This is a genomic window from Mesorhizobium sp. CNPSo 4688 (assembly GCF_057784295.1).
The window spans coordinates 308,260-323,683 of record NZ_JBWLUY010000008.1 but is presented as its reverse complement, the minus strand read 5'-3'; the positions used below and the strand labels follow the sequence as shown (position 1 = coordinate 323,683).

The following is a 15,424-nucleotide window of genomic DNA, read 5'->3' as shown; positions in this document are numbered from 1 at the left end:
CATGGACGCGCTCACCGCAGCCCTCAAGATCGCCGCATCCGGCCTCGGCGCCCAGTCGGATCGTTTGCGCGTGGTCTCGGAAAACCTCGCCAACGCGCAGTCGACCGGCAACACGCCGGGCGCCGACCCCTATCGCCGCAAGACCATCAGTTTCGTCTCCGAGCTCGACCGTGCCTCGGGCGGCACGATGGTGGAGGTCAACTCCATCGACCGCGATCCCAGCGACTTTCCCGTCGAATTCCAGCCCGGCAACGAGGCCGCCGACGACAAGGGCTACGTCAAGATGCCCAACGTCAACGTGCTGGTCGAGATGGCCGACATGAGCGAAGCCAACCGCTCCTACGAAGCCAACCTTCAGGTCATCAAGCAGGCGCGTGATCTGATCTCCATGACCATCGACCTGATGAGGAACCAGTAATGATCAGCGGCATTGGCGGTATCGGATCGCTTCCACTCAAGCCGGAGATCGGCGGCACCGACGCCGCGACCGACCTGTTTCAGGGCACCACGGCGCCAATGGCCGGCGGCGAAATCGGCGGCACCTTCGCGGAGGCGCTGAGCCAGGCCGCTTCGAAGACCGTCAACACCTTGCAGAATGCCGAGCAGGTCTCGATCCAGGCGCTCAAGGGCGACGCCGATACCCGCCAGGTCGTCGACGCCGTCATGAGCGCCCAGCAGGCCCTGCAGACCACGATCGCCATCCGCGACAAGGTCGTCTCCGCCTATCTCGAAATCAGCCGTATGGGCATCTGAGGAGACTTGCCGTGAAAGCACTCGCCATTGCAGCGACCGGCATGAACGCCCAGCAGACCAATCTGGAAGTCATCGCCAACAACATCGCCAACATCAACACCACCGGCTACAAGCGCGCGCGGGCCGAATTCTCCGACCTGCTCTACCAAGTCGACCGCACGCAAGGCGTGCCCAACCGCTCCAATTCCTCGCTGGTGCCGGAAGGCGTCTCGATCGGCCTCGGCGTCAAGACGACCGCGGTGCGCAACGTCCATACACAGGGCGAGCTGACCTCCACCGGCAACAGTTTCGACATGGCGCTGACCGGCCGCGGCTGGTTCCAGATCGAGGGCGCCGACGGCGGCACGCTCTACAGCCGCGCCGGCGCTTTCAACACCAACGCCACCGGCCAGCTGGTGACCGTAGACGGCGCCAATGTCATCCCGGCCATCACCGTGCCGGTCGATGCCATCGAGGTCGTCGTCAACAAGACCGGCCAGGTCTTTGCCCGTATCGACGGCCAGACCGATCTTCAGCTGCTCGGCCAGCTGCAGCTCGCCAACTTCGCAAACGAAGCGGGCCTCGCACCGCTCGGCGACAATCTGTTCCAGGAAACGCCGGCCTCCGGCCCGGCCAATGTCGGCGTGCCCGGCGATCCCGGCTTCGCCACGGTCGAGCAGGGCTATCTCGAGGCGTCCAACGTTGATCCGGTCAAGGAAATCACCGAGCTGATCTCGGCGCAGCGCGCCTATGAGATGAACTCCAAGGTCATTCAGGCCGCCGATGACATGGCCTCGGTCGTGTCGAAGAACATCAGGTAAGGTTTGATGGTCTCTCCGGCCTCCCGCTCCGCGCTTTGCCGCACCGCGCTGATCCTCGCGCTGGTGGCCGGCGGCGTGCCGGCTTTTGCCCAGGAGAATGCAGACCAGCAGGTAACGCAGGTCGCCAGCAACCAGGCGGCCGGCGAAGTCGTGCTGATCCCGAGCCGGGTCATCTACCCCGGCGAGATGATCGATACCGGCGCCTTGAAGCCTGTGACGCTGCTCCCTGGCAAGCACAGGCCGGATGCGGTCGCCACGCAGGCCGAGGAACTCCAGGGCAAGGTCGCCAAGCGCACGCTGCTGCCCGGCCGCTACATTCCGGTCGCCGCCATCCGCGATGCCTGGCTGGTCGAACAGGGTGCTGCCGTGCAGGTCTATTTCATCGCCGGCGACCTCACCATTTCGGCCACGGCGGTGTCGCTGCAGCCGGGCGCCGCGGGCGATCTGATCAAGGTCCGCAACACCGACAGCGGCAAGATCTTTTCCGGCACGGTGATGGCCGACGGCACCATCCGGGTCAGCGCTTCATGAGGCGCGGACCTGCCCTTCTGCTCGCGGCCATTCTTGGGCTGCAGCCGGCGCTGGCCGATGGTCTTACGCCCAAGCAAAAGCGCGATCTTGCCGGCCAGAATGGCGGCGCCTTTGTCGACCCCGAATATGACCCGGCCACCACCAGCCGCATGTTCAGGGTCTCCAACGGCCCAAGCTCGCTGCCGCCCGGCCAGGTCGCTTCGCGCATCAAGGACATCGCGCAACTGCAGGCCTCGCGCGACAACCAGCTCGTCGGCTACGGCCTCGTTATCGGTCTCGCCGGATCGGGCGACAGCCTGCGCAATTCGCCCTTCACCGAACAGTCGATCCGCGCCATGCTGGAAAATCTCGGCATCGCCACCGAAGGCGGCAGCGCGCGGGCCAAGAACGTCGCCGCCGTCATCGTCACTGCCAACATGCCGCCCTATGTGCAGTCCGGCGCCCGCATCGATATCGACGTCTCCTCCATGGGCGACGCCACCTCGCTCGCCGGCGGCACGCTGGTGATGACGCCACTGAAGGCGGCCGACGGCGAAATCTACGCTGTCGGACAGGGCTCGGTGATCGTTTCCGGCTTCACCGCCCAGGGCGACGCAGAAAAGCTGACGCAGGGCGTGCCGACGGCCGGACGCGTGCCCAACGGCGCCATTGTCGAGCGCACCGTGCGCGCCGAGTTCGAGGACCAGTCGCTGCTCACCTTGCAGCTGCGCAATCCCGATTTCTCGACCGCCGTCCGCATCGCCGACGCCATCAACGGCTACACCTCGCAGCGCTTCGGCATGCGCGTTGCGGCCGAGCGCGATGCACGCACCGTGCAGATCAGGCGGCCGAAAAATGTTTCGGCGGCGCGCTTCTATGCAGAGATCGAGAACCTGGTGGTCGAATCCGACACGCCGGCGCGGGTCGTCATCGACGAGCGCACCGGCACCATCGTCATCGGCAACGAGGTCAAGATCTCGCGCGTGGCGATCAGCCACGGCACGCTGACTGTGCGCATCACCGAACAGCCGAAGGTCGTCCAGCCCGAACCCTTCTCCAAGGGCGTGACCGCGGAGGAACCCTTCACCACCATTGAGGCCACCCGGCCCGATGCGCGCGTCGCCGTGCTCGATGGACCGAACCTCGAAACGCTGGTGTCCGGCCTCAACCGTCTCGGCGTCAAGCCGGACGGCATCATTGCCATCCTGCAAGGCATCAAGTCGGCCGGCGCTTTGCAGGCCGATCTGGTTCTTCAATAGGCCATGAAGATGATCGATCGCCTTTCTCCAACACACCGCCGCAACGCAGCCCTGGCGGTCTGCGCCATCGCCGCGCTGCTCGCAGCTTTCCCGGCGAACGCCGAAGAAGCGGTGCGGCAGGTTCTGCCCGGCGGGCAGCAGCCGGCGGCAGCCCAGCAACTGGTTCGCGAGAAAGCGCCGGACGAAAGCGAAATCCAGCGCTTTTGCTCCAACATCGCCGATGCCGCCCGCGACCGCCGCTACGCGTTGCAGGCCGAAGAGCTGAAGCAGCTGCAGGCCGGCATCGACCAGCGCATGAAGGCGCTGGACGAGAAGCGCGCCGAATACGAGCAATGGCTGAAGCGGCGCGAAGTATTTCTGGCCCGCGCCGAGGACGGCGTCGTCAAGATTTATGCCGGCATGAAGCCGGACGCCGCGGCCGAGCGCCTGGCCATGGTCACCCCCGATCTCGCCGCAGCCATCCTGATGAAGCTCGATTCGCGCAAGGCCGGCGTCATTCTCAACGAAATGGACCAGAAGGCGGCGGCCACGCTCACCGGCATCATGGCCAGCGCGGCCCGAAGGGTAGATCCGTCATGAAGTTGCAGTTGCTCGTCCTGGTCGCGGCCGCTTCGCTGTCCGGCTGTGCCATCGACCCGAAGGAGATCGGCAGGGAGCCGGTGATGTCGCCGGTCGGCACCGGTATCACTGGCAGCGTCAATGCGCCCTATTCATACCCGGAAGAGCCGCGGGCGCCGGTGAAGAAATTCTCGCTGTGGGACGATCGCCAGAGCCGGCTGTTCACCGATCCGCGCGCGCTGCGCGATGGCGACATCCTGACCGTCAGAATCAAGCTCAACGACAAGGCCAACTTCAAGAACCAGAACGACCGCAGCCGCACCGCCGCGCGCAAGCTGGGCTATGACGTCAAGCTTGGATGGGAAGATGCCAGCACCAGCGGCAAGGGCGACGCCGGCCTGAGCTCCAGCACTGAAACCAACGCCGACGGCGAAATCAAGCGCTCGGAAAACCTCGAACTCAATGTCGCCGCCGTCGTCACCGAAGTCCTGCCCAACGGCAATTTGATGATCCGCGGCTCGCAGGAAGTGCGCGTCAACTACGAGCTCAGGGTGCTGACCATTGCCGGCATGGTGCGCCCCTCAGATATCGGCGCCGAAAACACCATTTCCTACGAACGCATCGCCGAGGCGCGCATCTCCTATGGCGGCCGCGGCCGCGTCAGCGAAGTCCAGCAGCCCGCTTACGGTCAGCAGATCCTCGACCAAGTCCTCCCCTTCTAGGTCCGGAGAACGGCGCGGTGGCAAATGTCGAACAGGTCCAGCCCAAAAAGGGCCCATCGCTTGTCATTCAGCTCGCCATGCTTTTGGCGGTGACGGGCGCTGCCATCGGTATGGGCTGGGTTTCCGGCGGCTATCTGAAGGGCGTCGGCGGACCAGTACCGGTGCCGGCTGCACCCGAGAACCAGTCCAACGCTGAGCAGCCGAGCCCGGCCGCAGAACATGCGCCGGGCACCGGGCCGACGCTCGTGCAGCTGGCGCCAATCACCACCAATCTGGCCGCGCCGGCCGATATCTGGATAAGGCTGGAGGCGTCGGTGGTCTACGACGCCCCGCAACCGCCGGAGCTGACCGAGAGCATTCACCAGGACCTGCTGGCCATGGTCCGCACCCTGAAGATGCATCAGATCGAAGGTGCCAGCGGCTACCAGCATTTGAAAGCCGACCTCGAGGAGCGCGCCGCGATCCGCAGCGGTGGCCATGCCAAACAGGTTCTGATCAGGACATTGCTGCTCGAATGAGAAAACTCATCCTCGCCGCCGCGATCGTCGTCGCCGCCACTTCTGTTGCCGCTGCCCAGCAGCTGGATCTCGGCGGTATCGGCAAGGCCGACGGCGCCACCGTCGGCTATATCATTCAGATGTTCGGCCTGCTCACTGTGCTGTCGGTGGCGCCGGGCCTGTTGATCATGGTGACGAGCTTCACCCGCTTCGTCATCGCCTTCTCGATCCTGCGCGCCGGCATCGGCCTGCAGTCGACGCCGGCCAATCTCATCCTCATCTCGCTGTCGCTGTTCATGACCTTCTATGTCATGGCGCCGACCTTCGACCAGGCCTGGAACACCGGCGTGAAGCCGCTGATGGACAACCAGATCAGCCAGACCGAGGCGTTCGAAAAGATTTCGGACCCGTTCCGCACCTTCATGCTGCACAATGTCCGCGACAAGGATTTCGACCTGTTCGCCGATCTCGCCCGCGAACGCGGCCAGGTGGTTGCCAAGGAAACCGTCGACCTGCGCATCCTGGTGCCGGCCTTCATGATCTCCGAAATCCGCCGCGGCTTCGAGATCGGTTTCCTGATCGTGCTGCCGTTCCTCGTCATCGACCTGATCGTCGCCACCATCACCATGGCCATGGGCATGATGATGCTGCCGCCGACCGTCGTGTCGCTGCCCTTCAAGATCCTGTTCTTCGTCCTCATCGACGGCTGGAACCTGCTGGTCGGCAGCCTGGTGCGCTCCTTCACCTGACCGCCGGCGACCCTGCGTGGCGCCCGGCTAAAACTTCACGCAATATATTTCCGGTTAACCGTCCCGTTTAGCCCTTTGGTAGGGACTTGCCCGCATATTGCTCGCAGATGGCGGGTGATCGGGTCTCACGATCATTGGCATGATGCCGCTCCGTCATACCGGAAAAGCCGGTATGCAAAAAAACACCCTGTAAAAATCAAGGTACGAGTAGCCATGTCCAGTATCATGACGAACGCCTCGGCGCTGACCGCGCTGCAGAGCCTCAACAGCACCAACAAGCAGCTCGAAATGACCCAGGCCCGTATTTCCACGGGCTACCGCGTCGCCACCGCCAGCGACAACGCTGCCTACTGGTCGATCGCCACCTCGATGAAATCCGACAACAAGGCGCTTTCGGCCGTCCAGGACTCGCTCGGCCTCGGCGCCGGCAAGGTCGACACCGCCTACACCGCCATCAATGACATCAAGGACCAGGTCGACCTGATCAAGTCCAAACTGGTCACCGCCCGTGGCGCCAGCCAGGAAGACCAGCAGAAGATCGCGACCGAAATCAATGCCATCCAGGCGCAGATCAAGTCGTCGGTCACCAACGCCAACTTCGCCGGCTCGAACCTGCTGCAGAACGACGGCGCCGCCGCATCGGACCTGAAGATCGTCGCTTCCTACAACCGCACCGGCGCGACCGTCACCATCGACACGATCGATGTCACGGCTGCCGACACGCAGGTTCTCGACGTCGCCGGCACCGGCGGCATCGTCGGCGGCCTGCTGGCCACGACCTTCTTCGACCCGAGTGCAGCCGCGGTTGCCGACACCGCCATCGACACGGCACTCGGCAGCGTTGAAACGGCGCTTAGCTCACTGTCCACCGGCGCTGCCTCGCTCGGCGCTGCCAAGTCGCGCATCGACACCCAGAAGAGCTTCCTGTCGAACCTGTCGGACTCGATCGACAAGGGCGTCGGCGCTCTGGTCGACGCCGACATGAACAAGGAATCGACCCGTCTGCAGGCCCTCCAGGTCCAACAGCAGCTCGGCATCCAGGCGCTGTCGATCGCCAACGGCAACTCGCAGTCGATCCTGTCGCTCTTCCGCGGCTGATCTCTCGACTTTACGACTGACAAGATCCGATCGGGCCGCGCCACCAGCGCGGCCCGATTTCTTTTTGTGGCTGCTGATTTTCTCTTTGAATGGCGGCCGATTTTGCTTCTGGCCGGCGCCCGGATTGGCTTGTTTTAACAGGCCATTAACCATATCCCGCTAGTCATGGTTAACCATACCATGGCGGGCAGACCAGACGGTCGATGGGCTTATGCCTACCCCCTGTTGAAATTGATCCGGCGTGTGACACGCCAGTTTTTGAGAAGGGGTAAATATCTTGGCAAGCATCATGACCAACGCCTCGGCGCTGACGGCGCTGCAGAGCCTGAACAACACCAACAAGCAGCTCGAAATGACCCAGTCGCGCATTTCGACCGGCTACCGCGTCGCCACCGCCAGCGACAACGCCGCCTATTGGTCGATCGCCACCACGATGAAGTCCGATAACAAGGCGCTTTCGGCCGTTCAGGACGCGCTCGGCCTCGGCGCCGGCAAGGTCGACACCGCCTATACCGCTATCACCGACATCAAGGATCAGGTCGACTTGATCAAGGCCAAGCTCGTCACAGCCCGCGGCGCCAGCCAGGACAACCAGCAGAAGATCGCGACCGAAATCAAGGCCATCCAGGACCAGATCAAGTCCTCGGTCACCAACGCCAGCTATGCCGGCTCGAACCTTTTGCAGAACGACGGCCTCCCGGCGTCGGACCTGAAGATCGTCGCGTCCTACAACCGCACCGGCACGACCGTCTCCATCGACACCATCGACGTCAAGGCTGCCGACACCCAGGTGCTCGACCTGCCCGGCACCGGCGGCATCGTCGGCGGTCTGCTGGCAACGACCTTCTTCGACCCGAGCGCCGCCGCCGTCACGGACGCCAACATCGACACAGCTCTGGACAGCGTTGAAACCGCACTTGCCAAACTCTCGACCGGCGCTGCCTATCTCGGCGCCGCCAAGTCGCGCATCGACACCCAGAAGAGCTTCCTGTCGAACCTGTCGGACTCCATCGACAAGGGCGTCGGCGCTCTGGTCGATGCCGACATGAACAAGGAATCGACGCGGCTGCAGGCCCTCCAGGTCCAGCAGCAGCTCGGCATCCAGTCGCTGTCGATCGCCAACGGCAACTCGCAGTCGATCCTGGCGCTGTTCAAGCAATAGGCCGGACCCGGCTTTCTCTTCCTTCGAATTGAAGGGCCGCGCCAACAGCGCGGCCCTTTCGCTTTGTAGCCGTGTTTTGAAGCATGTCGTTGGCCCGGAACCGCTGCACACGTCGGGCGACGTGCTTTATCATCTTCGCACAAGCTTCGCGGTCTAGTGTTCCCACGGAATATCATGCTGGGAGCGCTTGAATCGTGCCGCAACAGATCCAGAGCATCATCTCGAATCTCAGGGCATTTGGCGTCAGGCGCCTCGCCATGCTGGCCGGCATCGCCGCGCTGGTCATGGCCGTCATCGGCATCGGCTCGGTCTATCTCAACCGCCCCGCCTACGAGACACTCTATGTCGGACTCGACCGCTCCGACGTGAACCAGATCGGCCTGGTGCTCGGCGAGGCCGGCATCGGCTTCGATGTCGGCTCCGACGGCACCTCCGTGCTGGTGCCGGCCGGCACCACCGCGCAGGCGCGCATGCTGCTTGCCGAAAAAGGCCTGCCGACCAGCGCCAATGCCGGCTACGAACTGTTCGACAATGTCGGCGCGATGGGCCTGACATCCTTCATGCAGCAGATCACCCGGGTGCGCGCGCTGGAGGGCGAGATCTCCCGCACCATCCAGTCGATCGCGGGCATCAAGGCTGCCCGCGTCCACATCGTCATGTCCGAGCGCGCCAATTTCCGCCGCGACGAACAGCAGCCCTCTGCCTCGGTGGTCATCCGTTATTCCGGCATCGACGCCGAAAAGAGCGCCATGTCGATCCGCCACCTCGTTGCGGCCGCAGTCCCCGGCCTGTCGGCCGACAAGGTGACCGTTCTCGATTCCAACGGCAATCTGCTCGCCGCCGGCGACGACCCCTCCAACACCAGTGCCGCCCGCACGCTCGGCGTCGAGCAGACCGTCGAGGCGCAGATCGGCGACAATATCCGCCGCGCGCTGACACCCTATCTCGGACCAGACAATTTCCGCGCCAGCGTCAAGGCCGATGTCAACACCGACACCCGCCAGACTGAAGAGACGATCTTCGATCCGGAGTCGCGCGTTGAGCGTTCGGTGCAGTCGGTGCGCGCCAACGAAAACAGCAACCAGAGGCAGGCCTCGACCCCGGCCAGCGTCGAGCAGAACCTGCCCGAGACCCAGGCGACCAGCACCGACGGCCCGCAGACGACATCGGCCAACGACCGCAAGGAGGAGATCACCAATTACGAGATCAACTCCAAGAAGATCGCCACCGTCTCCAACGGTTATTCCGTCACCAAAATGTCGATCGCCGTCGTCGTCAACCAGCAGCGGCTGATGACCATCCTCGGCAAGGACGCCACCCCCGAGCAGATCGCCAAGCGCGTCGCCGACATCCAGAAGATGGTGGCCTCAGCCACCGGCTTTGATGACAAGCGCGGCGATATCATCGATGTCTCGGCGGTCGAGTTCATCGACGGGCTGGACGGCGAGCCGATCGAGCAGCCGGGCATAATGGCATCGATCGGAACCCATGCCGGCACGATGATCAATGCCGGCGCCTTCATCGTCGTGGTGTTCCTGGTCGCCTTCTTCGGCCTGAGGCCGATGGCCACCGCGCTGACCGCGCGGCCGACGCCCGCACTTGCCGGCCCAAGCTTCGACGATGTTCAGCGTTCGCTGCCGACACCTGAAACCACCGCCACTGCCGAACCCCCGCCGGCGGCATTGCCGAGCGGTCGCCCCGGCCCGACCCCGCTCGACGATCTTCGCCAGAAGATCAGGCCGGCGCCGCAGGAACGGCTGGCCCGCATGGTCGATCTCAACGAGGAGCGCACCGCGCAGATCCTGCGCAAATGGGCGGCCCAGGAAGCAGCGGTGTAGACCATGGTCTCGGCAGCGCTTTTCGATCTTTTGCCGGATTTCGGCGCACGCACCCAGCGTGCTGGCCAGCCACCGCTTGCGACCAAGGCCGAGCCAAGGCTGGAGACGCCGGCGCCACAGGCCGACATCGGCGCGCTGATCGCCGAAGCGGTCGTCGACGCCGAAGCGGCCCTCGAAGCCCGTCTTGCCCTCGCCCACCAGGCTGCGCTCGAGGCGCAGAACCAGGCCAACGCCGATGAAGCAAAGGCGTTTCTGGAAAGCTTCGGCGGCGATGTCGGCGTAGCCGTTGCTACCCGTATCGACGCCATGGAGGCGAAGGTCAGCGAGCTTGTCGGCGCCACCGTCGCCCGCATCATCGGCGGCATCGTCAGCGACGACCTGCAGAAGCGTTCGCTGGAAGCCCTTGCCGGCACGATCCGCGAAGCCGTCGGCGACAGCGAGGCGGTTCGCATCGCCGTGCGCGGGCCGCTGTCACTGTTCGAGACCCTGAAGGCGTCGCTTGGCCCACGCGCGGCCAATCTCGATTTCGTCGAGGCGCCCGGCTTCGACGTCACCGTCGCCATCGACGAGGCGGTGTTCGAGACCCGTATCGCCGAATGGTCTTCTGCCTTGTCCGAGGCCCTGTCATGAGTACCGCTGACGCCGCCAAACACCCGCACGAGATCATCATCGTACGGCGCAGTCACGACGACCACGACGACGCCCACCATGGCGGCGTCTGGAAGATCGCCTTCGCCGATTTCATGACCGCCATGATGTGCTTCTTCCTCGTCATGTGGCTGATCAATGCCGCCAACGAGCAGACCAAGGCCGCTGTCGCCAGCTATTTCAACCCGGTCAAGCTGGTCGACCGCAACGCCAGCCGCAAGGGCCTCGAAGACCTCGGCGACGGGCCGAGCAAGGTCGGGCTGACGGCCGACGACCCGAAGGACAAGACCAGCAAGGCCGGACAGGACGGCATCGGCGGCGCAGGCACCTCGGACAAGAAGCAGCCGAAGGAATCGGCGCCGAAGACCGATCTTTCCGACGAGCATCTGTTTGCCGACCCCTATGCGGTGCTGTCGGAAATCGCCACCGACACCGGCGTCATGCAGAATGTCAGCGAGAAGGGCGATGGCGGCGCGCAGGCGTCCGGCCCCGCCACCGGTGCATCGGGCGGCCAATCCTACCGCGACCCGTTCGCGCCGGATTTCTGGTCGCAGCAGGTGGCGGCACCCGGCGCCGAAGCCACCGCCGAGCGCAGCAAGATCGAAGGCGATCCTTTGAAGCCCGGCGACAAGGCCGCGAAGGACCAAGTGGCTGAGGTGAAGGCCGTGCCGCCGGCGCCGCCGGTGACGGCAGCGCCGCTCGAGCCGCTGGCAAAGCCCGCATCCAACAAGCCACTGACCAAGGCAGAGGCCAAGGCTGAAGCCGCAAAGGCTGCAGCTGAAAAGGCGGAGATTGCACAGGCGGAAGCCGCCGAAGCTCAAACCGCACCCAAGCCCGAAGCCGCGGAAAAGACGCCGAGTGCCGCCGCCGTCAAGGCCGCGGCTCAGGTCAAGCAGGAACTCGCCGAGGCCTTCAAGCCTGGCGACAGATTGCACGACGGCGTCTCCGTCGAGGCCACCGACAAGGGCGTCGTCATCTCGATCACCGACCAGTTCGATTTCGGCATGTTCGAGATCGGCTCGGCAGTGCCGCGCCGTGAACTGGTGCTGGCGATGGAAAAGATCGGCCGCATCGTCAACGAGCAGAAAGGCGCGATCAGCATCAACGGCCACACCGATGCGCGGCCGTTCCGCAGCGACACTTACGACAATTGGCGGCTGTCCACGGCGCGCGCCCATTCCGCCTATTACATGCTGGTGCGCGGTGGCGTCGACGAGCGTCGTATCACCGAGGTCGCCGGCTTCGCCGACCGCGAGCCGAAGGTTGCAGCCGACCCGATGGCTGCCCCGAACCGACGCATCGAGATCCTGATGGCGACCGACGGATGAGATGCGGCGCCATCATCGGCCGCGCCGTCGGCTTGCTGCTGTTGAGCGCTGTCCATTCGCCGGCGGCTTTAGCCGAGGACGGCTTGCAGCCCTATCAGCTGGTGCGCTCGCTGCAGCTGGTGCAGGACCGCATCGCCGCCGGCGACCATGCCGCGTTGCCGATGCAGGCCAAGCTACTCGAAATGACCGACACAAGGCTTCGCACGGCGGACGCGCAGGACTTCAGCGACCCGAAGAATTTTCGCGCCTTGCTGGTCTATGGCATGAGCGGCGGCAACCCCGTCACCGTCGAGGTGGCGATGTCGCGCGCTAAGACCGACCCACAAAGCCTGGCCATCGCCAAGGGCATTATCGACTATCTGAACGGCCGCCCGGCGGCCGCGATCGAGGCGCTGAAGCCGATCGATCCGATGACGCTGCCCGCCGATCTCGGCGCTTTCCTGGCGCTGGTCAAAGGCTCACTGCTCGCCACCGAGCAACCGGCCGCAGCACTTGCCCTGCTCGACGATGCTCGCCTGCTCAGCCCCGGCACGCTGGTCGAGGAAGCAGCGCTTCGCCGCTCGGTCGGTATCGCCGCCGCGCAAGGCGATGGCGCGCGCTTCGCGCTCGCCTCGACGCAGTATGTCGAGGACTATCTCTATTCCCCCTATGCCAGCCAGTTTGCCGATGCCTTCGTGTCCGGCGTCATCACGCTGCACATGGCCGTCAGCCAGGACAAGCTCGCCGACATCACCGCAATGATGGATCCCGAGCGCGAGAAAGTGATCTACCTGCGCATCGCCCGCCGCGCCGCGATCGACGGCCTCGCCGACCTCTCCGCCTTTGCCTCGGCCAGGGCCGAACAGGGCCGCGACGGCATCCACAATCAGGACGACCCGCGCGCCCAGCTCTATTCCAGCCTGTCCACGGTGACGTCGGGCACCATCGACGAGGTCCGCGCCAAGCTCGACAAGATCGATCGCAGCCAGCTTTCGCAAAGCGACCGCGACTTGCTCGATGCGGCACAGGCCGTGGCCGGCGAAGTGATCGCGCCGCCGGCGCCGCTGCCTGCCGACAAGCCTGCGCCTGCCGCGGTTAAACAGGAACCGGTCAAGACGGCGGCTGCGGCAAACCCCGATGAGCCCGAGCTGCCGCCGGTCGAAGGCGCAATGCCGGAGCAGCCAGCCGCAGCAGCAGGCGGACCGGCCACAACCGACAAGCCGAAGGCGCCAGGCGAGCCAGCCGCGCAGGCACAGAGCACGCCTCAGACAAAGGCGCCGCAAGCACCTTCTGTCGCCACCGCCAGCGATGCGGCTCCTGTCTTGCCGGCATCTGCCCCTGCAGCCGGCGCCGAGCCCGCCGATCCCACCGACGCCGCCATGGCCAAGACGCGTCGCCAACTCGATTTGATCGACCAGATGCTTGGAGCAGCCCCGAAATGACCACCAATGTTGGCCAGGCCCTGCCGGGGTTTGCGCTCGTGCACGCTGGATCGAAGCAGACCACGCCGAACGCCAAGGGCGACGACAAAAGCTTCGGTGAACTGGTGCGCGGCGAGGACAATGCGCCGACGCAGAAAGGCCAGGGAGCAACAGAGGCCGCGCCGCACGAGCCACGTTGGACCCGGCGCAGCGCGGCCGGCCCTGTCAAGGCCGAGACTGCACATGCAGAGACGGCCAAGACGGCCAAACCGGTTGTCGGGAAAGCCGAAAAGAACCCTGTCGACAGCGGTCCGGACAAGACATCCGCTGACGCTGAGGCGGATGGACAAGAGGCAGGCACGGCACCGCTGCAGGATCATCTCCCATTGCTGATAGCGTTGCATGATATCAGCCGTTTCTCGGCGGCCAGAGCGAGCGGGAACGGCGCCGCCACGAATGAACAGACTGAACAACCGGCGCTCGACGGCGAGACCGTTTCTGCGCAGACGCCGCCTCTGTCATTGAAGAAATTCCGCACGGCATCAGGCCCCGACAACAGCCTCGACACGACGCCGCGGCCCGAACGAGCCAAGGCCGGTGCCGACATTTCCGCACAGGATCAGGGGCAAAAGCTGGCCGCGATCGGACCACAGTCCGGCAAGCTGCCTAACCCGGATGGCGCGACGCCAACTCTGCCGGCGAACGGGCCGGCAAGCGAGAGTTCCGCGCCCGCCGCAAAGCGGTCGGCGCTGTCGACAAAAGGCGTCGATGGAGCCCAGTCAACCGAGACGTCCACATCCGAAAAACAGGCGCCGTCCGCCGGGCGCGTCGACATTGTCGCCGAGCAGAGTTTCCCGGCGCCGGCGCAGAGCCCGATAAACCAGACGACGTCGGCTCTGATCGACGTGCTCGCTTCGGACAACGGCCTGCGGCAAGCGGTTTCGACGCCGTCGACGACCGCCCAGACGGCCGGTTCTGTTGCCGTTCCGACACATATATTGAAGATCGAGCTTCACCCGGCCGAACTCGGCATGGTCACCGCCAGTCTCAGGCTCGCCGGGGAACAACTTTCAATAGAATTGAAGCCCGAAACCCACGAGGCTTACCGCCGCCTCGCCACCGACAGCGATGCCATAGTGAAGTCGTTGCGTGGGCTCGGCTTTGATGTCGACAAGGTCACCATCCTGCAACCCTCGGTAGCAATCAACGCTTCGGCCCGCAGCGATGCAGCGAACTCCCAGCCGATGCCGCAAGGCCGCGATCAGTCTGCCTTTCAGCCCGGAAACTCGAGCGGCAACAATGCGGGTTCGGGCGGCCAGCAGTCGGGAAGAAACCGCAATGACGATGCCCAGGAATTCGGCCGCCCTGGCGTGCCTGCTCGCGAGCGCGCTGGCGACGATATGTTCATCTAGCCTCATCATCGGCCCGGCCAACGCCGCCACCAACCCTTGCGAGCCCGAGATCCTGCGCGCCGCCGACCGCTATGGCGTGCCGGCCGGCATCCTCTATGCCGTCGGACTGACCGAGACCGGCAAGAAGGGCAGCCTTCAGCCTAATGCCTTGAATATAGAAGGAAAAGCGGTATTTCCGAGAAACCGAGCCGAGGCCTTGGCGACGTTCGAAGCGGCCCGGCGCGAGGGCAAGACGCTCATCGACCTCGGCTGCATGCAAATCAATCATCACTATCACGCATCGCATTTTCGCAGCGTCGACGACATGCTCGACCCGCGCCAGAATGTCGACTACGCGGCGCGCTTCCTGGCCAGCCTGCATGCCCGTCATGTCAGCTGGTCGATGGCTGTCGCCCGCTATCACGCCGGCCCCGACAACGATCCCGCGCAGAAGTTCTATGTCTGCCGCGTCATCGCCAATATGGTCGCCACCGGCTTCGGCAAATGGACGCCCAACGCCCGCGCCTTCTGCAACCCATAGACGCATCCGCCTTTCGCAGATGTGAGCAAGCCGCGACCCTGCCGGTGCCCCGGCACGTCCCGATATCGGCGGCCAACGATACAACTTCGTGACTGCTGTTATTTCGAAACCCGAAATAACTCCCAAGAAAATAGCTACAAGAAATGATGGTTGTTCAGGATTCCCGCCAC

The 15,424-nt window shown here is 64.6% G+C and carries 17 protein-coding genes; all 17 read left to right on the top strand.

Annotated elements, in window-relative coordinates:
- The first annotated feature begins 1 nt into the window (after position 1).
- The 17 genes from flgC (at position 2) to AC04SH_RS17540 (ending at position 15,254) form a co-directional block, all read left to right on the top strand.
- Positions 2-418, top strand: a complete 417-nt coding sequence (gene flgC, locus AC04SH_RS17620) for a flagellar basal body rod protein FlgC (RefSeq protein WP_142865957.1) — start codon at positions 2-4, stop codon at positions 416-418.
- Positions 418-753, top strand: coding sequence for a flagellar hook-basal body complex protein FliE (gene fliE, locus AC04SH_RS17615; protein ID WP_203278535.1), 336 nt, complete (start codon positions 418-420; stop codon positions 751-753). The genes flgC and fliE overlap by 1 nt, the downstream gene beginning before the upstream one ends.
- A gap of 11 nt (positions 754-764) precedes the next feature.
- Positions 765-1,553 (top strand): flagellar basal-body rod protein FlgG, encoded by a 789-nt coding sequence (flgG, locus tag AC04SH_RS17610; RefSeq protein WP_112559336.1) that lies wholly within the window; start codon positions 765-767, stop codon positions 1,551-1,553.
- Positions 1,554-1,559: 6 nt separating this feature from the next.
- Positions 1,560-2,084 (top strand): flagellar basal body P-ring formation chaperone FlgA, encoded by a 525-nt coding sequence (gene flgA, locus AC04SH_RS17605; RefSeq protein ID WP_488575973.1) that lies wholly within the window; start codon positions 1,560-1,562, stop codon positions 2,082-2,084.
- Positions 2,081-3,322, top strand: coding sequence for a flagellar basal body P-ring protein FlgI (locus tag AC04SH_RS17600; RefSeq protein ID WP_192254426.1), 1,242 nt, complete (start codon positions 2,081-2,083; stop codon positions 3,320-3,322). The genes flgA and AC04SH_RS17600 overlap by 4 nt, the downstream gene beginning before the upstream one ends.
- Positions 3,323-3,325: 3 nt before the next feature.
- Positions 3,326-3,901: a MotE family protein gene (locus AC04SH_RS17595; RefSeq protein ID WP_488575972.1), complete on the top strand. Its 576-nt coding sequence runs from the start codon at positions 3,326-3,328 to the stop codon at positions 3,899-3,901.
- The gene (gene flgH, locus AC04SH_RS17590) at positions 3,898-4,602 is read left to right on the top strand and encodes a flagellar basal body L-ring protein FlgH (protein ID WP_488575971.1); all 705 of its coding nucleotides are present in this window, start codon (positions 3,898-3,900) and stop codon (positions 4,600-4,602) included. The genes AC04SH_RS17595 and flgH overlap by 4 nt, the downstream gene beginning before the upstream one ends.
- 17 nt (positions 4,603-4,619) lie before the next feature.
- Complete coding sequence (locus AC04SH_RS17585; protein ID WP_477351143.1) at positions 4,620-5,120, top strand: flagellar basal body-associated FliL family protein; 501 nt, start codon at positions 4,620-4,622, stop codon at positions 5,118-5,120.
- Positions 5,117-5,848, top strand: coding sequence for a flagellar type III secretion system pore protein FliP (gene fliP, locus AC04SH_RS17580; RefSeq protein WP_192254432.1), 732 nt, complete (start codon positions 5,117-5,119; stop codon positions 5,846-5,848). Before AC04SH_RS17585 ends, fliP begins: the two co-directional genes overlap by 4 nt.
- A gap of 213 nt (positions 5,849-6,061) precedes the next feature.
- Positions 6,062-6,946, top strand: a complete 885-nt coding sequence (locus AC04SH_RS17575; RefSeq protein WP_112559330.1) for a flagellin N-terminal helical domain-containing protein — start codon at positions 6,062-6,064, stop codon at positions 6,944-6,946.
- 277 nt (positions 6,947-7,223) lie between these two features.
- On the top strand, positions 7,224-8,108 hold the full coding sequence (locus tag AC04SH_RS17570; RefSeq protein WP_488575970.1) for a flagellin N-terminal helical domain-containing protein: 885 nt from the start codon (positions 7,224-7,226) through the stop codon (positions 8,106-8,108).
- Positions 8,109-8,302: 194 nt separating this feature from the next.
- Positions 8,303-9,946, top strand: a complete 1,644-nt coding sequence (gene fliF, locus AC04SH_RS17565) for a flagellar basal-body MS-ring/collar protein FliF (protein ID WP_488575969.1) — start codon at positions 8,303-8,305, stop codon at positions 9,944-9,946.
- Between the two features lie 3 nt (positions 9,947-9,949).
- Positions 9,950-10,576: a hypothetical protein gene (locus AC04SH_RS17560; RefSeq protein ID WP_488575968.1), complete on the top strand. Its 627-nt coding sequence runs from the start codon at positions 9,950-9,952 to the stop codon at positions 10,574-10,576.
- The gene (locus AC04SH_RS17555; RefSeq protein WP_488575967.1) at positions 10,573-11,922 is read left to right on the top strand and encodes a MotB family protein; all 1,350 of its coding nucleotides are present in this window, start codon (positions 10,573-10,575) and stop codon (positions 11,920-11,922) included. Before AC04SH_RS17560 ends, AC04SH_RS17555 begins: the two co-directional genes overlap by 4 nt.
- Positions 11,919-13,343 (top strand): chemotaxis protein MotC, encoded by a 1,425-nt coding sequence (locus AC04SH_RS17550; protein ID WP_488575966.1) that lies wholly within the window; start codon positions 11,919-11,921, stop codon positions 13,341-13,343. The genes AC04SH_RS17555 and AC04SH_RS17550 overlap by 4 nt, the downstream gene beginning before the upstream one ends.
- Positions 13,340-14,734: a flagellar hook-length control protein FliK gene (gene fliK / locus AC04SH_RS17545; RefSeq protein WP_488575965.1), complete on the top strand. Its 1,395-nt coding sequence runs from the start codon at positions 13,340-13,342 to the stop codon at positions 14,732-14,734. The genes AC04SH_RS17550 and fliK overlap by 4 nt, the downstream gene beginning before the upstream one ends.
- Entirely contained in the window at positions 14,667-15,254 is a 588-nt protein-coding gene (locus AC04SH_RS17540) for a transglycosylase SLT domain-containing protein (protein WP_477233399.1), read from the top strand. The genes fliK and AC04SH_RS17540 overlap by 68 nt, the downstream gene beginning before the upstream one ends.
- The last annotated feature ends 170 nt before the right edge of the window (positions 15,255-15,424 follow it).